Origin of the sequence: Pseudomonas citrullilanati (assembly GCF_030580855.1) — a bacterium.
Taxonomy (GTDB): Bacteria; Pseudomonadota; Gammaproteobacteria; order Pseudomonadales; family Pseudomonadaceae; genus Aquipseudomonas; species Aquipseudomonas citrulli.
This window is the reverse complement of the sequence record NZ_JAUQOP010000017.1, coordinates 25486-43960: the sequence shown is the minus strand read 5'-3', so window position 1 is coordinate 43960 and position 18475 is coordinate 25486. Positions and strand designations below refer to the sequence as shown.

Below are 18475 nucleotides of genomic sequence, written 5' to 3'. Positions count from 1 at the left end.
GTCAATTCACCAATTGGTTGAGGCTCAAGATAGGCAGGAGGATGGCCATGACGATCAGCAGCACGACGCCGCCCATCAGCACCAACATGGCCGGTTCGAAAAGGCTCACCACCAGGGCGATGCGCGCCGCGAGGCTGGCTTCCTGTTGCTCGGCGGCGCGGGCCAGCATGGCGTCGAGCTCGCCGGCCCGTTCGCCGCTGGCGATCATGTGCAGCATCAGCGGCGGGATGTCGCCGCCGCGCTCCAGGCCACGGGTCAGCGTCCCGCCCTCGCGGACCGAACGGGCGACATCGGCCATGCGTGCGCGAATCGTCAGGTTGCCGATCACTTGCGCGGCGATGTGCAGGGCTTCCACCAGGGGCACCGCGCTTTTGCTGAGGATCGCCAGGGTGCTGGCGAAGCGGGCCGCTTCCATCGCCCGCCATACTTCGCCCAACAGCGGCAGGCGCAATAACAGGCGATGCCAGCGCAGGCGCCACGCCGGTTGGCGCATGCTCCAGCGCCACAGCACGAGCAGCCCGGCCAGCGCCACGAGCAACCCCTGACCGTGGCGACGCAAGCCATCGCTCACGGCGATCAGCGCCTGGGTCAGCCAGGGCAACGGCTGGCCGCTGTCGATGAAGATCTTCACCACGTCCGGCACCACGTAGCCCAACAGGAACGCGACGATCGCGACACAGGCCAGCAGCAGGATCAACGGGTACACCAACGCCAATTGAATACGCTGGCGCGATGCCTGGCGCGCCTGGGTATAGCTCGCCAGTTGCTCCAGCACCTGGCCCAGGTGGCCGGATTGTTCGCCCGCCGCCACCGTGGCGCAGAACAGGTCGGGAAACGCCCGGGGAAACGCGCGCAGGGCGGTCGCCAGCGCATGCCCTTCCATCACCCGGCCGCGCACCGCCGACAACAGCTGGACGACGCGGCGTTTCTGGTTCTGCTGCGCCACGGCCGCCAGGGACTCTTCAAGGGGCAGGCCGGCCTGGATCAAGGTGGATAACTGCAACGTCAGCAAGGCCAGCTCGGCCGGGCTCAAGCGCGCCCCCGCCGGGCCGCTGCGCAAGGTTCGCTGTTCCGCGCCCTCGTGCAGTTCCCAAGGCAACAGGCCGCGCTCGCGCAGCAACTGGCGGGCCTGGCGTGCGCTGTCGGCTTCCACCCGGCCCTTGCAGCGCCGGCCCCGGGCATCTTCGGCCCGATAGTCGAAGGTCGGCATCGGGCTAATCCTCCTGAGTGACGCGCAGCAGTTCATCGACACTGGTCAAGCCTTCCAGGACCCGTTGGCAACCATCCTGGAACAAGCTGCGCGAGCGCTTGCGCGCCTCGCGGGCCAGCGCTTGCTCGGTGGCCCCCTGGTGGATCAGTTGCGACAGCGAGTTGCCCACGGGCACCAGTTCATAAATGCCGAAACGCCCGCGATAACCTTTCTGGCATTGTTCGCATCCCTGGGCCTTGAACAGCTCGGGCGCGGCAACGGCGTCCAGGCCCAGCCGCTGGCAAGTGGCGGCGTCGGCGACATAAGGCACCTTGCAGGCCGGGCACAACCTGCGCAGCAAGCGCTGGGCGACGATACCGGCCAGGGACGATGCCAGCAGGTAGGCGTCCACGCCCATGTCCACCAGCCGCGTGACCGCGCCGACGGCGGTGTTGGTGTGCAGCGTCGAAAGCACCAGGTGTCCGGTCAGGGACGCCTGGACGGCAATTTCGGCGGTCTCGCGATCGCGGATCTCACCGATCATCACCACGTCAGGGTCCTGGCGCAGGATCGCCCGCAGGCCACGGGCGAAGGTCATGTCGACCTTCGGGTTGACCGGCATCTGGCCGATGCCCGGCAGGTGATATTCGATCGGGTCTTCGACGGTGAGGATGTTGCGACTCTGGTCGTTGAGGCTGCTCAGCGCGGCGTACAAGCTGGTGGTTTTTCCCGAGCCCGTGGGGCCGGTGACCAGGACGATGCCATGGGGTTTGCCGAGCAATTGCCGCAGGCTCGCCAGGGTGTCGTCGGGCAGGCCCAGGCGCTGCAATTCCAGGCGCCCGGCCTGCTTGTCGAGCAGGCGCAACACCACCCGCTCGCCGTGGGCCGACGGCAGGGTCGAGACCCGCACATCGACTTCGTGCCCGGCCAGGCGCAAGGCGATTCGCCCGTCCTGGGGCACGCGTTTCTCGGCGATGTCCAGCCGGGCCATGACCTTGATCCGCGACACCAACAGGCTCGCCAACTCCCGGCGCGGCCGCAGCATTTCCTGCAACTGGCCGTCGATGCGCATGCGCACCGACAGGTATTGCTCGAACGTTTCCAGGTGCACGTCCGAGGCGTGTTCACGGACCGCCTCGCTGAGCAGGGCGTTGATCAAGCGGATGATCGGCGCATCGCCCTGCTGCTCCAGCAGGTCGGTGGTCTGCGGCACCTGGTCGGCCAGGCTGAGCAGGTCCAGTTCCTCGTCCAGGCCTTGGGCAACCTGCTCGGCGGCACTCTGGCCCTGGCGATAGACAGCGGCCAGGCGCGTCGCGAAGGGCGCCGGTTCCAGCACCTGGATCGGCAGTTCCCGCCCGCACAGGCGCCGCACCTCGGCGATCGCGGTCAGCGGCGCGTCGTTGCGCATCACCAGGCTCAAGGTCGGGCCCGCGCCTTCCAGCAGCACGCCGAAACGCCTGGCGAAGCCAAACGGCAAGACGGCCTGCGGGTCACTCACAAGTCACCCGATGGCGCTGGCGCCAGGTCCGCGTCCGACGCCTCGAACAACTGCCGAGCGTCCCGGGGCAGCAACAGCGAATTGTTCTGGCGCGAACCGGGCTTGCTCAGTTCCCGCAACGCGTCGTAGCGCTGCCGGCTGACGTCGGCCAGGTCTTCGTGGTTGCGCACGATGGTGGGCCGCAGGAACACCATCAGGTTGCTTTTGGTCTGGGTGTCGCGGGTCCAGCGAAACAGCGCGCCCAGGTAGGGAATGCTGCGTAGCAGCGGCACCCCGCTTTCCTGGGTGCGGACGCTGTCGCGGATCAGGCCGCCGATCACGATGATCTCGCCGTCGGCGGCCAGGATCGTGCTCTTCAAGGCCCGCTTGTTGGTGATCAGGTCGGAGGAGTCGACGCCGGAGACGGACGGCGCGATGTCCGAGACCTCCTGCTGGACCTCCAGGCGCAGGGTGGACCCTTCGTTGATGTACGGCTTGACCTTGAGACTGATGCCGACGTCCTTGCGCTCCACGGTGGTGAACGGATTGTCGGCGCCGTTGCCGCTGGTGGCGTAGGAGCCGGTCTTGAACGGGACGTTCTGGCCGACGATGATTTCCGCCTCCTGGTTATCCAGGGTCAGCAGGCTGGGGGTGGACAGCAGGTTGCTGCGGGTATTGCTCGCCAATGCCGAGACCAGCGCGCTGAAACGGTCGCCGCCCAACTGCAGGACCGCGCCTTCCGGGACCTTCTTCAGCACGTTGGGGTCAAGCCCGCCGAAGATCGGGACGTCGGTACCGGGAAAATTGATGAAGCCCGTGGCATTGCCGCGCTTGAGGTCCCATTGCACCCCCAGGGCTTCGGCGATGTCGCCGGTGACCTCGACGATGGCCGCGTGGATAAGCACCTGGGCGCGAGGTTGATCGAGCTCGCGGACAATGTTTTCCACCGTTCGCACCTGGGCCGGCTCGGCGAGCAACACCAGGGCGTTCTGGCTTTCGTCGGCCTTGATCATGAACGTACCGTGGGCGCTGCTTTCCCGCTGGCCGGCCAGGGCCGGGGTGGTTTTCCGGTCCTGGCCCACCGCTTCCAGGACCTCGGCCAGTTGCTTGGCGTCGCTGTGCCGCAGGCGGATGACCCGTGCGTTGCCCTGGGTGGCGGCGGCCGGTACGTCGAGGGTCCGGGCCAGGTCCGCCAGGCGCTGGCGCACCGCCGGTGCACCGATGATCACCAGGCGATTGCTGCGGGCGTCGGCGATCACCACGCCGCCGGTGTCGCCCTCGCGCTTGCCGGCGGCCGCCTCCATGACCGGCGCGATGTCCCCGGCCTGGGCATGGCGCAAGGGCAGTACCACATGATTGCGATTGCGCCCCGAGTCCAGTTGCTGCACGACCCCGGCGATGCGCTGGACGTTGGCGGCCGTGTCGGTGACCACCAGCGCGTTGGAAGAAACCGAAGGCCCGACGTAACCATTGGCCGAGACCAGCGGCCGAACCAGCCCGGCGACATCGGCGGCAATGCTCGAATGCAGGTCGAGCACCCGGGTGACGAATTGTGAAGGCGTCGCACCGCTGGCATCGCTGACGCCGGCGCGGGTCTTGGCGTCGGCGACCGGGGTGATCAGGATCCGCTCGCCTTCATCGATCACCGTGAAGTTGTGGGCATCGAGCACCGAATAGAACAACCGGCGCACGCCTTCGCGGTCCAGGGCCTGGCGCGACATCACCGTGATCCGCCCGGACACCCTGGGATCGAGCACCACGGTCTTGCCCAGGATCGTGGAGATTTCCTCGACCACGTCGCGCAACTCGGCATTGTTCATCGCCAGTTGCCAATGGGTCTCCTCGGCCCGCAGCGAACCGGCAAATGCCAGCAGGCAGAACAGGACGCGCGAGAAAGGGCCCCGGATAAAGCTGTTCATGAATTCGATCACTCTGTCTGCCCGGTTACAGGGCGTAGGTATTGCGAGGAAAACTGTTTGGCCTGGCGCGCGTGCCCGGCATTCACCGGGCGCAGCAAGGGCTGGGCCGTGGGTTGCAGGGCCAGGCGTTCTTCGCGGCCGTTGCGCCACAACATCACGTGGCCGGGCTCGACCCGACGCAGCACGCTGCCACCGGGCAGGCGTTCGCCCACCTGGTAGATACGCGGTCCCGTCGCATCAGCCAGCAGCGCCCGCGACAGGCCTTGGTCGACAACGAAGCTGGCCTGCAACGTCAGCGGTTCCGTGCTGGGTGCGTGAGCACCTTCAGGGGCGAGGCCGAGCACGGTCGCCACCGCCTGCACGTTGGGCAAATCCCGGGCGGCAGCGGGCGGCGGCGCCAGCGCTGGCACAGCCCGACCCAGGTCCTGGCGAAAACGCCATTCCCGCTCCACCAGCAAGCCTGCGTACAGCAGCGGTACCAGCACCAGCAGAGCGCTCGGCCAGCGGCTGCCGGCCCAGGATGGGAGATTCACCGCGGCCCCCGTGGCACAGGTGTGCCCGGCTGTCGCGGGAATGTCATGCGCCGCACCACCCGACGCCCGGAACACTCATGCCAGGCCACGGCGCAGAGATGCAGCGCGATGAGCACCGACAGCACCCCGCAAGACAGCACATGGGCCGCGTTCGCCCACTCGATCCAGGCCGGATCGTCCAGCGGCTGGGGGAGCTGGAGCAACCCGAAGACACTGATGGCGCTTTTCATCATCAGCACCCCCGTCACCAGCACGACGCCGATGACCAGGTAGATCGAAGCGTGCACGGCCAGGGCCAGCCGGTGGATCGGCGAGGGCGCCGGCGGCCGGGCTTCCAGGGCCTCGACAAACAACCAGAGACGCCAGGCGAACAACGGGATGAACAACGTGGTCAGCGACACATTGAGCGAACCGACCCACTGTTCGGTGGCGGCGGACACCGGGTAATAGGCCACATAGAAGCCCGACACCAAGGCCCACAGAATGACGACGGCGGACAGCCAGTGCAGCAGAACCCGCCGGCCGGAGTAATGAGTGCAATGCATCGTCGCGTTCTCGCTTGAAGGCCCCAGGCAGCCCGTTCGGATCGCCTGGGGCCATGCCTGTCAGGACTTACAGCTTGTCCCAGGCGCTCTGCCAGGAAGCACCGACACCCGGTTCGAAACCGTTGGACGTCGGGCTGTACTGCTTGCAGTAGCCGGAGGCAGGGAATGGCTTGCATTCGAAGACTTCATCGGTTTTCGGCTGCAGCACTTTCGTACCGGCGGCGTAGTCACTGATGCCTTCAGGGAAGACGAAGTCGTACTCGATACCTGCGCCTTCACCGCCCAGGGTGATTTCGCGGGTGTCCTGGCGCGTGGTGCGACCGTCTTCGGTAGTGCCTACCAGTGTCAGGGTGTGGGCGCCCGGGGCGCTGCGCACATCCATGTTCAAAGTGGTGGTGCCCTCGCCGGTGGCCGTCACCAGACCGACCTGCTTGTTCTTCTCATCCAGCAAGGTGGCTTCGAGGTTCATCCGGCGATTCGCCTGGGCGGCGAAGGTCATGGTGACCCGGCCTTTGTCCAGGGCGTATTCAGGCTGCAGGGACGAAATCGCCAGGCTGGCGCTGGCGTCTTCCTGCATTTGCAGTTGCACTTCGTAGCGGGTAACGCCGCTTTCTTTCTGCGCGTACAGCTTGTTGGTGCCCTGGACCGGCGTGATGTCGCCCGCGTCGTCACGAATGCCTGCACGGATCAGGGGCTGGGCCTGGTTGATGGCTTCGGCCAGTTTGAACGACCAGTTCTCGGGCTTGCCTTCTTCGGCGTTGTCGATGCTGATCTCGACGCTGTACTCGGTGCGCTCGCCGGTCGCGGAAAACGCCCGGGCCTTGACCTTGTCACCCACCAGCAATGGGGTCGACGGCGCGATGCTGCCCACCGGCAACCAACCGCCTGGCAGCGCGGCTTCGGCAAGGATGTTCACATCCGCCGGGTTGTAGAACGCATTGTCGGTGTCGCCCACCGTCCAGACGGCCAGGATGACGTGATGGCCGGACTTGCTGTCGGGGATGACGCAGTGATGCGGGGTGCCGCCCACCGGAGTCTGATGGCCGCCGTCCACCGTGCAGAACGGTGCGCTGTCGAACGAAGCGCGCTTGAGCGGCTCGTTCGGGTTCCAGCCGTCGCGGGTGATGAAGTACTCATGCTTGGTTGCCGGGTGCACGGCGGTGTACTGCCATTTGAAGGCGATGTTGCGATCGGTGATTTCAGTCAACTGCCAGCGCGTGGCGGACTGGGCATCCAGGGCCGAATACAGGGCGACCCCGCCACTGGCGATCTTGCCATCGACAGGTCCCTGCAAGGGCGCGCCGCCGGCGCCGTTGGGGAACCCCTTGAAGGTTTCGCCGGTACTCTGTGGCTCGTATTGCGCGCCGCCGCAGTTCTGGTTGACACCTTGCTGGCACAGCAATGCCCGCGAAGGCGGCACTTCCAGGTAACCGTGGGCCAATGCGCCCTGGGACGCGGCCAGGGCCGACAGTAGAACCAAAGACGAAGCACACCCCGTTAATGCACTGCGCTTGTTGAAGTTGTTTTTCATATAAGTTCCAGACTAGTCATCGAGATTGAGGACGTATAACCGTCATCTTGAAAGGCACGCCGGATCGTTTCGCGCCGCACCTTGCAAGCGCCGAAACCTTATAGAAATTCGAAACCTCGCTATGTAGGGCAAATCTCCCAAGGGGGAAGGAATGATCTCTGAATAGATTTCCCCCCACACAACAAAAGAAAACTCTTACTCATGGAAACAGTTATCCAACACCAACAAACAGATACATCCGTCATAGAGGCGTTTGATGTTGACCCCATAAACAACGGGCAATAAAAAACCTGTCCGGCGCGGGTCCGGACAGGCTGGGTCACGGTGCGAATTTACGAGTGATAGTGCGCCGACAACTCATGCACCGCCCGCAGGAAGGCGCCGGCGTGTTCCGGGTCGACTTCCGGCGTGATGCCGTGGCCAAGGTTGAACACGTGGCCACTGCCGCTGCCGTAGCTGGCGAGGATACGACCGACTTCGGCGCGAATGGCCTCGGGCTTGGCGTACAGCACGGTCGGGTCCATGTTGCCTTGCAAGGCGACTTTATGACCCACGCGCCCACGGGCGTTGCCGATGTCGCAGGTCCAGTCCAGGCCCAGGGCATCGGCGCCGGCATCGGCAATGCTTTCCAGCCACAGGCCGCCGTTCTTGGTGAACAGGATCACCGGGACCTTGCGCCCTTCGTGCTCGCGGATCAGGCCGCTGACGATCTTGCGCATGTAGGCCAGGGAAAATTCCTGGTAGGCCGCCGCCGACAGGTTGCCGCCCCAGGTGTCGAAGATCTGCACCGCTTGCGCGCCGGCCAGGATCTGGCCGTTGAGGTAGGACGTCACCGACTGCGCCAGTTTATCCAACAGCAGGTGCATGGCCTGCGGGTTGTCGTAGAGCATGGCCTTGGTCTTGCGGAAGTCTTTCGACGAGCCGCCTTCGACCATGTAGGTGGCGAGGGTCCATGGGCTGCCAGAGAAGCCGATCAGCGGCACGCGGCCGTTGAGTTCGCGGCGAATGGTGCTGACCGCGTCCATGACATAGCCCAGGTCCTTCTGCGGATCGGGGATCGGCAGCGCCTCGATATCCGCCAGGGTGCTGACGACTTTCTTGAAGCGCGGGCCTTCGCCGGTCTCGAAATACAGGCCCTGGCCCATGGCGTCGGGAATGGTCAGGATGTCCGAGAACAGGATCGCCGCGTCCAGCTGCGGATAGCGGTCCAGCGGCTGCAACGTGACTTCGCAGGCGAATTGCGGGTTCATGCACAGGCTCATGAAGTCGCCGGCCTTGGCGCGACTGGCGCGGTATTCCGGCAGGTAGCGACCCGCCTGGCGCATCATCCACACCGGGGTGACGTCTACGGGCTGCTTGAGCAGGGCGCGAAGGAAACGGTCGTTCTTCAGGGCAGTCATGTCGGCATCCGGAAAAAAAGTGCGGGCATTTTCTCAGAGCGCGACGCAAAAGGCACGGCAAGAGCCGTGCCTTTTATCTATCGGGGCAATTTGTCGCGGTGTACGCAATATTTACGTCACCACCCGACATCACTGTGGGAGCAGTTTTGTGGGAGCAAGGCTTGCCCGCGATGAAACCACCGCGCGCTCTTGGGTACCGAGGCGCCTGGATCGCGAGCAAGCTTTGCTCCCACAAAGCTCACTCCCACAGTTTTTTGTGTTGCCTGATCAGACTTGCAGGTAGTCCAGGATTCCTTCCGCCGCATTACGGCCTTCGAAAATCGCCGTCACCACCAAATCCGAACCGCGCACCATGTCGCCACCGGCGAAGATCTTCGGGTTGCTGGTCTGGTGTTTGTACTGGCCCTGCTCAGGTGCCACGACGCGGCCCTGGCTGTCGGTCTGGATCTCGAATTGTTCGAACCACGGCGCCGGGCTTGGACGGAAGCCGAAGGCGATGACCACGGCGTCGGCCGGGATGATCTCTTCGGAACCGGGGATCGGCTCGGGGCTGCGGCGGCCGCGGGCGTCGGGTTCGCCGAGACGGGTCTCGACCACCTTCACACCTTCGACCTTGTCTTCACCGACAATCGCGATCGGCTGGCGGTTGTAGAGGAACTTCACGCCCTCTTCCTTGGCGTTCTTCACCTCTTTGCGCGAGCCAGGCATGTTCGCCTCGTCACGACGGTAGGCGCAGGTCACCGACTTGGCGCCCTGGCGGATCGACGTGCGGTTGCAGTCCATCGCCGTGTCGCCGCCGCCCAGCACCACGACCTTCTTGCCCTTCATGTCGACGAAATCTTCCGGCGACTTTTCAAAGCCCAGGTTGCGATTGACGTTGGCGATGAGGAAATCCAGGGCGTCGTACACGCCCGGCAGGTCCTCGCCGGCAAAGCCGCCCTTCATGTAGGTGTAGGTGCCCATGCCCATGAACACCGCATCGTATTCGGCGAGCAGTTGCTCCATGGTCACGTCCTTGCCCACCTCGGTGTTCAGGCGGAACTCGATGCCCATGCCGGTGAAGACTTCGCGACGATTGCTCAGCACGGTCTTTTCCAGCTTGAACTCGGGGATACCGAAGGTCAGCAGGCCACCGATCTCCGGGTTCTTGTCGAACACCACCGGCGTCACCCCGCCGCGCACCAGCACGTCGGCACAGCCCAGGCCCGCCGGGCCGGCACCGATGATGGCCACGCGCTTGCCGGTCGGCTTGACCTTGGACATGTCCGGGCGCCAGCCCATGGCGAACGCGGTGTCGGTGATGTACTTCTCCACCGAACCGATGGTCACTGCGCCAAAGCCGTCGTTCAGGGTGCAGGCACCCTCGCACAGGCGGTCCTGCGGGCAGACCCGGCCGCAAACTTCCGGCAGGGTATTGGTCTGGTGCGACAGCTCGGCGGCCTGGAGGATGTTGCCCTCGGCCACCAGCTTCAGCCAGTTGGGAATGAAGTTGTGCACCGGGCACTTCCATTCGCAATACGGGTTACCGCAACCCAGGCAGCGGTGGGCCTGGTCGGCCGACTGCTGGGGTTTGAAAGGCTCGTAGATCTCGACGAACTCTTTCTTGCGTTGACGCAACAGTTTCTTCTTCGGATCCTTGCGCCCGACATCGATGAACTGGAAGTCGTTATTCAGACGTTCAGCCATTGTTAAAACCTCATCAAACTCTTCAGGCGCATATCACTGCGGGTTGGCACGGGTGCTGGAAAGCAACGACTTCAGGTTGGCCGCCTTGGGCTTGACCAGCCAGAAGCGACGCACGTAGTCATCGAGGTTTTCAGCGAGTTCACGACCCCATTCGCTGTCGGTTTCCTCGACGTACTCGTCCAGTACGCGTTGCAGGTGGCTGCGGTAGGCTTCCATCGCCTCGCCGCTGATCCGCTGGATTTCCACCAGTTCGTGGTTGACCCGGTCAACGAAGGTGTTGTCCTGGTCGAGCACGTAGGCGAAACCACCGGTCATGCCAGAGCCGAAGTTGTAGCCGGTCTTGCCCAATACGCAGACGAAACCACCGGTCATGTACTCGCAGCAGTGATCCCCGGTACCTTCCACCACGGTGTGGGCGCCGGAGTTACGCACGGCGAAGCGCTCGCCCGCGGTGCCGGCGGCGAACAGCTTGCCGCCGGTGGCGCCGTACAGGCAGGTGTTGCCGATGATGGCACTGTCCTGGGTCCTGTAGACGCTGCCCTTGGGTGGAACGATGACCAGCTTGCCGCCGGTCATGCCCTTGCCCACGTAGTCGTTGGCGTCGCCTTCCAGGTACATGTTCAGGCCACCGGCGTTCCAGACGCCGAAGCTCTGGCCGGCGGTGCCCTTGAAGCGGAAGGTCACCGGCGCCTTGGCCATGCCCTGGTTGCCATGCTTGCGGGCGATCTCGCCGGAGATCCGCGCGCCGATGGAACGGTCGCAGTTGCAGATATCCAGGGCGAACTCGGCCCCGCTCAGGTCGTTGATCGCCGAGGCGGCCATCTCGACCATTTTCTCGGCCAGTTCACCCTTGTCGAACGGCGGGTTGCGGTCGACCTGGCAGAACTGCGGCTTGTCCGCCGGGATCAGATCGCTGCCCAGCAACGGGCTCAGGTCCAGGTGATGCTGCTTGGCGGTCTGGCCTTCGATCATTTCCAGCAGGTCGGTGCGGCCGATCAGCTCTTCAAGCGAACGCACGCCCAGTTTCGCCAGCCACTCACGGGTCTCTTCGGCGACGTAGGTGAAGAAATTCACCACCATGTCGACGGTGCCTATGTAGTGGTCCTTGCGCAGCTTGTCGTTCTGGGTCGCCACGCCGGTGGCGCAGTTGTTCAGGTGGCAGATGCGCAGGTACTTGCAGCCCAGGGCGATCATCGGCGCGGTGCCGAAGCCGAAGCTCTCGGCGCCGAGGATCGCCGCCTTGATCACGTCCAGGCCGGTTTTCAGGCCGCCATCGGTCTGTACCCGGACCTTGCCGCGCAGGTCGTTGCCGCGCAGGGTCTGGTGGGTTTCAGCCAGGCCCAGTTCCCACGGGGCGCCGGCGTACTTGATCGAGGTCAGCGGCGATGCGCCGGTGCCGCCATCGTAGCCGGAGATGGTGATCAGGTCGGCATAGGCCTTGGCCACGCCGGCGGCGATGGTGCCGACGCCGGCTTCCGCCACCAGTTTCACCGAGACCAGCGCCTGCGGGTTCACCTGCTTGAGGTCGAAGATCAGTTGCGACAAATCTTCGATCGAATAGATGTCGTGATGGGGCGGAGGCGAGATCAGGGTCACGCCCGGCACCGCATAACGCAGCTTGGCGATCAGGCCGTTGACCTTGCCGCCAGGCAACTGGCCGCCTTCGCCGGGCTTGGCGCCCTGGGCCACCTTGATCTGCAGCACTTCGGCGTTGACCAGGTATTCCGGCGTCACACCGAAACGGCCGGTTGCCACCTGCTTGATCTTCGAACTCTTGAGGGTGCCGTAGCGGGCCGGGTCTTCGCCGCCTTCGCCGGAGTTGGAACGCGCGCCGAGGCGGTTCATGGCTTCGGCAAGGGCTTCGTGGGCTTCCGGGGACAAGGCGCCCAGGGAAATACCCGCCGAGTCGAAGCGCTTGAGCACCGACTCCAGCGGCTCCACTTCGCTGATATCCAGCGGCGCATCGAGCGTCTTGACCTTGAGCAGGTCGCGGATCATCGACACCGGACGGTTGTCCACCAGCGAGGTGTATTCCTTGAACTTGCTGTAGTCGCCCTGTTGCACGGCCGCTTGCAAGGTGTTGACCACATCCGGGTTGTAGGCGTGGTATTCGCCGCCGTGGACGAACTTCAGCAGACCGCCCTGCTGGATCGGCTTGCGCGGGCTCCAGGCTTCGGCCGCGAGGGCTTTCTGTTCGGCTTCGATGTCGACGAAACGCGCTCCCTTGATGCGGCTCGGCACGCCACGGAAGCTCAGCTCGCAGACTTCTTCGGACAGGCCGATGGCCTCGAACAATTGCGCGCCACGGTACGAGGCGATGGTCGAGATACCCATCTTCGAGAGGATCTTGAGCAGGCCCTTGGTGATGCCCCGGCGATAGTTCTTGAACACCTCGTAGAGGTCGCCCAGCACTTCCCCGGTGCGGATCAGGTCGCCGAGCACTTCGTAGGCCAGGAACGGATACACCGCCGAGGCGCCGAAACCGATCAGCACCGCGAAGTGGTGCGGGTCGCGGGCGGTGGCGGTTTCCACCAGGATGTTGGAGTCGCAGCGCAGGCCTTTCTCGGTCAGGCGATGGTGCACCGCACCGGTGGCCAGGGAGGCGTGGATCGGCAACTTGCCCGGGGCGATGTGACGGTCGCTTAGCACAATCTGGGTGCGACCGGCGCGCGCGGCTTCTTCGGCCTGGTCGGCCACATTGCGGATCGCCGCTTCGAGACCGACGCTTTCATCGTAGTTCAGGTCGATGACCTGGCGTTCGAAGCCCGGACGGTCGAGGTTGGTCAGCGAGCGCCATTTGGCCGGGGAAATGACCGGCGAGCTGAGGATCACCCGCGACGCATGCTCCGGCGACTCCTGGAAGATGTTGCGCTCGGCGCCCAGGCAGATTTCCAACGACATCACGATCGCTTCGCGCAGCGGGTCGATCGGCGGGTTGGTGACCTGGGCGAACTGCTGGCGGAAATAGTCGTACGGGGTGCGCACGCGCTGCGACAGCACGGCCATCGGCGTGTCGTCGCCCATGGAGCCGACCGCCTCGTAGCCCTGCTCGCCCAACGGACGCAGCACCTGGTCACGCTCCTCGAACGTCACCTGGTACATCTTCATGTACTGCTTGAGCTGGTCGACGTCGTAAAACGCCGAACCATGGTCGTTGTCTTCCATGGTCGCCTGGATGCGCAGGGCATTCTTGCGCAGCCATTGCTTGTACGGATGACGGGACTTGAGCCGGTTGTCGATGGCGTCGGTGTCGAGGATCTGGCCGGTTTCGGTGTCCACGGCGAAGATCTGGCCCGGGCCCACGCGGCCCTTGGCGATCACGTCCGCCGGCTGGTAGTTCCAGACGCCGATTTCCGATGCCAGGGTGATGAAACCGTTGGTGGTGGTGACCCAGCGCGCCGGGCGCAGGCCGTTGCGGTCCAACAGGCACACGGCATAGCGACCGTCGGTCATGACGATCCCGGCCGGACCGTCCCACGGCTCCATGTGCATGGAGTTGTATTCATAGAAGGCCCGCAGGTCCGGGTCCATGGTCTCGACGTTCTGCCACGCCGGCGGCACCAGCATGCGCACGCCACGGAACAGGTCGATGCCACCGGTCACCATCAGCTCCAGCATGTTGTCCATGCTGGAGGAGTCGGAACCGACGCGGTTGACCAATGGGCCGAGCTCTTCGAGGTCCGGCATCAGGTCGTTGGCGAACTTGGTGCGACGGGCCAGGGCCCAGTTGCGGTTACCGGTGATGGTGTTGATCTCGCCGTTGTGGGCGAGGAAGCGGAATGGCTGGGCCAGCGGCCATTTCGGCAAGGTGTTGGTGGAGAAGCGCTGGTGGAACACGCAGATCGCGGTTTTCAGGCGCTCATCGCTCAGGTCCGGATAGAAGGCGGTAAGGTCCGCCGGCATCATCAGGCCCTTGTAGATGATGGTCTTGTGGGAAAAGCTGCAGATGTAGTGGTCGGTGTCGGCGGCATTGGCCACGGACGAACGACGACGGGAGCTGAACAGCTTGATCGACATCTCCTGGTCGCTCAGGCCTTCGCCGGCGATGAACACCTGCTCGATCTGCGGCAAGCGCGCCAGGGCCAGGCTACCGAGGACACGGGTGTCGATCGGCACTTTGCGCCAGCCCACCAGTTGCAGGCCGGCAGCCAGGATCTCGCGGTTCATGTTCTCGCGAGCGGCCTCGGCCTTCACCGGGTCCTGGTTGAAGAACACCATGCCCACGGCGTATTGCTTGGGCAGGGTCACGCCGAACGTTTCCTGGGCAATGGCACGCAGGAACTCGTCAGGCTTTTGAATCAGCAAGCCGCAACCGTCACCGGTCTTGCCGTCGGCGTTGATCCCACCGCGGTGGGTCATGCAGGTCAGGGCCTCGATGGCCGTTTGCAAAAGGGTATGACTGGGCTCGCCCTGCATATGGGCTATCAGGCCGAAACCGCAGTTATCCTTGAATTCATCTGGTTGGTACAGACCTGCTTTCATAGACACTTTCTCACCAGGCTGCCTCTTGCCGAGGCAAATTTCTTTTCAATTCAACCAGTTGCATGCCGCGCCGAACGTACGCCAGCTTTGCGGGGGCAAAAGGGAGGTCATTGTACACACCGACACAGGGCCCCACAAATTTGACGACGAACTGTCGCAAATTCATGTCGCATTTGTGAAAGGTTTAAAGCTATATGCTGTGCTAGTCAAAACTTTTTTGGGTTCGACCGCTACGACTCAAACGCTACTGTGACGCAGACACCACAAGGCGCGCGGCCCGAAAGGTCGCTCGCCCTTGTGGAAATGTTGAGGTGCCGGGAGAGGCGGCCTGGGTAAGGCCGCCGAATCATCAGCGAGTTGCAGCCAGTTCCTGTTGGACGCTGGCGACAGTGCGAGGCCAAGGTTTACCAGCCTGGACCTTCGCTGGCAAGGCCTTGATGGCGGAAACGGCGGCATCACGGTTGGCGAAACTGCCATAGGTGATGACATACAGCGGCTTGCCGTTGAGCACTTTCTTGAAATAGCGGTACTCGCCGCCCTGTTCCTTGACGAAGTTCTGCGCGGTGGCTTCCGAGCTGGTGCCCAGGATCTGCACCACGTAGTTGCCCGGCGCCTGGCCGGCGTACCAGTTGCCACCGGCGGCCTTGGCCGGGGCCGGGGCGGCAGGCTTGGCCGCCGGAGCGGCGGGCTTGGCTGCAGGCGCCGGTACCGGCATTGGCGCGGGCTTGGCGGTGGCCAGCTGGGTCGGTGCCGGGGTCGGCTTGGCGGCCGGAGCCGGCACAGGTGTCGGGGCCGGGCCGGCCGGCACACCCGCAGGCGGCGCGGTGGTGGTCACGGTCGGCGGCGTGTCGCTGCTGTCGTCGATCGGCGGTGCGGCGCCATCGTCGCCTTCGGTAATCCCGCCGGCGGCTTCGGCCAGGGGGCCACGCATGACCGGTTGCGACTGGCCGACCAGCGGCAGCGGCATCGGCTGGGTATTGCCGGCGAATTCCACCGCCGGCGCCCCACCGTTGGGTTGTGGCGTGCCCTGGCCGAGGGGCAGTTGTGCCTGTTCGTTGGCAGGCGTGCCGGTGGCAGGTGCCTTGTTGCGACCCGGCATCAGCCAGGCGGCGGCGACCGCGACCACGACCACGGCGGAAATCGCCAATACGTGTTTCTTCGGCATGTTGAACCCCATACTTGGACGCTTCACCGCGGAGCGGCTGGCGATCATGACTTCGATCAGGGCATCGCGGGCAACCTGGTTGATGTTGCCAGGCCAGCCCTCGGCGCTTTGGTGAATCTCAGAGATCTGATCCGCGGTGAAAAGTTCGATACCCCGGCCAGCCCCCTCAAGACGCTGGGCCAGGTATTCGCGGGTCTCTTCCTCGGTGTAGGGCGCCAGTTCGATGACGTGGAAACGCTCTTCCTCGAGGCTCAACTGGTCCAGCTCGGCGATCAGCGACGACTCGCCGAACAGGAACACATGGGGACGCCCTTCCGGCGCGCCGGCCGCCAGGGCCAGCAAGGCTTCAAGGGCCGATTCGTCGAGCTGCTCGGCATCGTCCACCAGCAGGTAGACTTCCTGACCGGTCAGCGCCAGCTGCACGATCTGGTCGAGAATCGCACCGATTTCGGCCTGGGCCACATTCAGTGCCTCGGCCACCTGGCGCAGTACACCGGCGGCATCTCCGGCGCCGCGGGCCGACACCACCACGCTCTGCACCGACTGCTTGTTGGTGCTGGCCACCAGGGCCTGGCGCAGCAGGGTCTTGCCGCTGCCCTGGGGACCGGTCACCACCAGCAGCAACTGGCTGTAGCGCGCCAGGTGATGCAACTGGCCCAGTACGGGCTTGCGCTGGGCAGGAAAGAACTTGAAGCCCGGGACCCGAGGTGCAAAAGGGTCATGACTCAACTGGAAATGGCCGAGGAAAGCCTCGTCGGCATGCAAACTAGTCATCGGAATCTTATTAACCTTTAAGCTGAGCCAGGGCGCGGTAGTCCGCTCCCAGCGTGGCCTGTAGAACCTCTTTCGGATAATCGTCGGTCACCACCGCTTCGCCCATGCGGCGCAGCAGCACCAGACGCAGACGACCGTCGATCACTTTCTTGTCGATTGCCATGTGTTCGAGGAAATCCGCCTCGGTCATCTCCTCGGGCGGGACCACCGGCAGCCCGGCGCGCTGGAACAGGCGAATGCCGCGATCACGCTCCTGCTCGCTGATCCAGCCCAGCCGCGCGGACATCTCCAGGGCCATGACCGTGCCCGCCGCCACCGCCTCGCCATGCAGCCAGACCCCATAGCCCATATGGGTTTCGATGGCGTGGCCGAACGTGTGGCCGAGGTTGAGCGTGGCACGCACCCCCGACTCCCGTTCATCGGCACCGACCACGGCGGCCTTGGCGGCGCAGGAGCGTTCGATGGCATAGGTCAGCGCCGTTTGATCCAGGGCGCGCAGGCGGTCGACGTGCTCTTCCAGCCATCCCAGGAACGGCTCGTCGCAGATCAGCCCGTACTTGATGACTTCCGCCAGCCCGGCGGAGAGCTCGCGGGCCGGCAGGGTAGTGAGGGTAGCGGTATCGATCAGCACCACGTTGGGCTGGTAGAACGCACCCACCATGTTCTTGCCCAGCGGATGGTTGATGCCGGTCTTGCCACCCACCGAGGAGTCGACCTGGGAAAGCAGCGTGGTGGGGATCTGGATGAAATCCACGCCGCGCTGGTAGCAGGCGGCGGCAAAACCGGCCATGTCGCCGATCACGCCGCCGCCCAGGGCCACGACCGTGGTCCGTCGGTCGTGCCGCGCGGTCAACAGGCCATCGAAGATCAGCTGCAGGGTTTCCCAGTTCTTGAACGCTTCGCCGTCGGGCAACACCACGGAAATGACCGAGTAGGCCGACAAGGTGCGAGCCAGGCGCTCCAGGTACAGGGGCGCGACGGTTTCGTTGGAGATGATCGCCACTTGTCGGCCGGCGATATGCGGGGCCAGCAGTTCAGGCTGGTCCAGCAAACCTTCGCCAATGTGAATCGGGTAGCTGCGCTCGCCCAGGTCGACCTTAAGTGTCTGCATGTGTCCCCACAGTGAAGATGGAAGCAGGCGTCCTGCCTGCAATTAACGAAAGTCCACGGTGATCCGACGCCGTCCGATGGCCATCTGCCACGCCACAGGCAGGCCAGGACGGGACGTCGAGGATAGCGCATTTCGCCAGGCGCATTAACGAGGAGGTAGTTGTTGCAGGCGCTCGAGGATGTCCAGCACCACCATCCGCGGCGGCCGTTCATCGGTTTCCACCACCAGGTCGGCGATCTCCCGGTACAGCGGGTCACGCAATTCCAGCAGGTCCCGCAGGGTCTTGGCCGGATCGGCGGTGCGCAGCAACGGCCGGTTCCGGTCACGGGCCGTGCGGCCGACCTGCTGTTCCACCGATGCGTGCAGGTAGACCACCCGTCCGCCAGCGTGCAGCGCCCGACGATTGGCTTCGCGCATCACCGCGCCGCCACCGGTGGCCAGCACCACGCCTTCGAACGCGCACAGCTCGGCGATCATCGCCTGCTCACGGTCACGAAAGCCCGGCTCGCCTTCCTTGTCGAAGATCCATGGGATATTGGCGCCCGTGCGCAATTCAATTTCCTTGTCGGAATCTTTGAACGGCAGGCGCAGCTCTTTGGCCAGCAAACGGCCGATGGTGCTTTTTCCAGCCCCCATCGGCCCTACAAGAATCAAATTTCGCAC

General features: G+C 64.5%; 12 protein-coding genes. All 12 read right to left on the bottom strand.

Annotated elements, in window-relative coordinates; translation table 11 throughout:
• Position 1 precedes the first annotated feature (1 nt).
• Positions 2–1210 (bottom strand): type II secretion system inner membrane protein GspF, encoded by a 1209-nt coding sequence (gspF, locus tag Q6A48_RS13405; RefSeq protein ID WP_304554586.1) that lies wholly within the window; start codon positions 1208–1210, stop codon positions 2–4.
• 4 nt (positions 1211–1214) lie between these two features.
• Positions 1215–2687, bottom strand: a complete 1473-nt coding sequence (gspE, locus tag Q6A48_RS13400; RefSeq protein ID WP_304554585.1) for a type II secretion system ATPase GspE — start codon at positions 2685–2687, stop codon at positions 1215–1217.
• Positions 2684–4585 carry a type II secretion system secretin GspD gene (gspD, locus tag Q6A48_RS13395; RefSeq protein WP_304554584.1) on the bottom strand — a complete coding sequence of 634 codons (1902 nt, stop codon included), beginning with the start codon at positions 4583–4585 and terminating at the stop codon, positions 2684–2686. The genes gspE and gspD overlap by 4 nt, the downstream gene beginning before the upstream one ends.
• An 8-nt stretch (positions 4586–4593) precedes the next feature.
• Positions 4594–5118 carry a type II secretion system protein N gene (locus tag Q6A48_RS13390; RefSeq protein ID WP_304554582.1) on the bottom strand — a complete coding sequence of 175 codons (525 nt, stop codon included), beginning with the start codon at positions 5116–5118 and terminating at the stop codon, positions 4594–4596.
• The gene (locus Q6A48_RS13385) at positions 5115–5663 is read right to left on the bottom strand and encodes a cytochrome b (protein ID WP_304554580.1); all 549 of its coding nucleotides are present in this window, start codon (positions 5661–5663) and stop codon (positions 5115–5117) included. Before Q6A48_RS13385 ends, Q6A48_RS13390 begins: the two co-directional genes overlap by 4 nt.
• A gap of 67 nt (positions 5664–5730) precedes the next feature.
• Positions 5731–7194 carry an N-acetylglucosamine-binding protein GbpA gene (gbpA, locus tag Q6A48_RS13380; protein ID WP_304554579.1) on the bottom strand — a complete coding sequence of 488 codons (1464 nt, stop codon included), beginning with the start codon at positions 7192–7194 and terminating at the stop codon, positions 5731–5733.
• Positions 7195–7526: 332 nt separating this feature from the next.
• Entirely contained in the window at positions 7527–8594 is a 1068-nt protein-coding gene (gene hemE, locus Q6A48_RS13375; protein WP_304554578.1) for a uroporphyrinogen decarboxylase, read from the bottom strand.
• A 267-nt stretch (positions 8595–8861) separates the two neighbouring features.
• Positions 8862–10280: an FAD-dependent oxidoreductase gene (locus tag Q6A48_RS13370; protein ID WP_304554577.1), complete on the bottom strand. Its 1419-nt coding sequence runs from the start codon at positions 10278–10280 to the stop codon at positions 8862–8864.
• A 33-nt stretch (positions 10281–10313) separates the two neighbouring features.
• Positions 10314–14762, bottom strand: coding sequence for a glutamate synthase large subunit (gltB, locus tag Q6A48_RS13365; protein ID WP_304554576.1), 4449 nt, complete (start codon positions 14760–14762; stop codon positions 10314–10316).
• Positions 14763–15111: 349 nt separating this feature from the next.
• Positions 15112–16701, bottom strand: a complete 1590-nt coding sequence (locus Q6A48_RS13360; RefSeq protein ID WP_304554575.1) for an AAA family ATPase — start codon at positions 16699–16701, stop codon at positions 15112–15114.
• Positions 16702–16711: 10 nt separating this feature from the next.
• Positions 16712–17812 (bottom strand): 3-dehydroquinate synthase, encoded by a 1101-nt coding sequence (gene aroB / locus Q6A48_RS13355; RefSeq protein WP_304554574.1) that lies wholly within the window; start codon positions 17810–17812, stop codon positions 16712–16714.
• A gap of 144 nt (positions 17813–17956) precedes the next feature.
• A complete protein-coding gene (aroK, locus tag Q6A48_RS13350; protein WP_042731985.1) occupies positions 17957–18475 on the bottom strand; it encodes a shikimate kinase AroK in 519 nt (172 codons plus the stop codon).

Excerpts from the sequence above, each read along its gene's own strand:
- gbpA (WP_304554579.1), bottom strand. The coding sequence starts at position 7,194 with ATGAAAAACAACTTCAACAAGCGCAGTGCATTAACGGGGTGTGCTTCG.
- Q6A48_RS13360 (WP_304554575.1), bottom strand. The coding sequence starts at position 16,701 with ATGACTAGTTTGCATGCCGACGAGGCTTTCCTCGGCCATTTCCAGTTG.
- gspF (WP_304554586.1), bottom strand. The coding sequence starts at position 1,210 with ATGCCGACCTTCGACTATCGGGCCGAAGATGCCCGGGGCCGGCGCTGC.
- Q6A48_RS13370 (WP_304554577.1), bottom strand. The coding sequence starts at position 10,280 with ATGGCTGAACGTCTGAATAACGACTTCCAGTTCATCGATGTCGGGCGC.
- gspD (WP_304554584.1), bottom strand. The coding sequence starts at position 4,585 with ATGAACAGCTTTATCCGGGGCCCTTTCTCGCGCGTCCTGTTCTGCCTG.
- hemE (WP_304554578.1), bottom strand. The coding sequence starts at position 8,594 with ATGACTGCCCTGAAGAACGACCGTTTCCTTCGCGCCCTGCTCAAGCAG.
- gltB (WP_304554576.1), bottom strand. The coding sequence starts at position 14,762 with ATGAAAGCAGGTCTGTACCAACCAGATGAATTCAAGGATAACTGCGGT.
- aroB (WP_304554574.1), bottom strand. The coding sequence starts at position 17,812 with ATGCAGACACTTAAGGTCGACCTGGGCGAGCGCAGCTACCCGATTCAC.
- Q6A48_RS13385 (WP_304554580.1), bottom strand. The coding sequence starts at position 5,663 with ATGCATTGCACTCATTACTCCGGCCGGCGGGTTCTGCTGCACTGGCTG.